Origin of the sequence: Pseudomonas sp. 32_A, from assembly GCF_017490905.1 — a bacterium.
Classification (GTDB): Bacteria; Pseudomonadota; Gammaproteobacteria; order Pseudomonadales; family Pseudomonadaceae; genus Aquipseudomonas; species Aquipseudomonas inefficax.
The window spans coordinates 1-533 of record NZ_JAFGYI010000168.1 but is presented as its reverse complement, the minus strand read 5'-3'; the positions used below and the strand labels follow the sequence as shown (position 1 = coordinate 533).

The 533-nt window shown below is 69.0% G+C and carries 1 protein-coding gene; it reads right to left on the bottom strand.

Annotated features, from left to right (window positions below):
- Positions 1 to 209: 209 nt before the first annotated feature.
- The coding region (locus tag J5M58_RS26110) for a malonic semialdehyde reductase (protein ID WP_207880220.1) at positions 210 to 533 on the bottom strand (324 nt) is incomplete at its 5' end.

Here is a 533-nt window from a genome sequence, read left to right as displayed (position 1 = left end):
CAGCAGGCACGACCCGACGAGCCACAGCGCGCCCGCGTAGCGCGCGGCGGGCGAGGCGAGCTCGGGCAGCAGACGGAAGCCGATGTACACGTGCAGCAGCACGCCGATGATCGTCAGGCGCAGCAGAAACGATGAAACGCGTCGCATGGGCGGAAACGGGGGAAGTCGGGAGAGGTGGCGCGGCGCGCGAACGCGCCGCCGTCGCGCGCTTATTCGATGCGCGCGATTTCGTCGAACGAGAAGCGGGGGCTGCGCGGGAACAGGCCGGCGGCGTCGCCGTAGCCGAGGTTCACGAGGAAGTTCGACTTGATCGACGTGCCGGCGAAGAACGCCGCGTCGACGGCAGCCTGATCGAAGCCCGACATCGGTCCGGCATCGAGGCCGAGCGCGCGCGCGGCGACGATCAGATACGCGCCTTGCAGCGACGCATTGCGAAACGCGGTCGCCTCTATCAGCGCGTCGTTGCCGGCGAACCAGCTGCGCGCGTCCGCGTGCGGGAAGAGCTTCGGCAGGTGATCGTGGAACGCCATGTC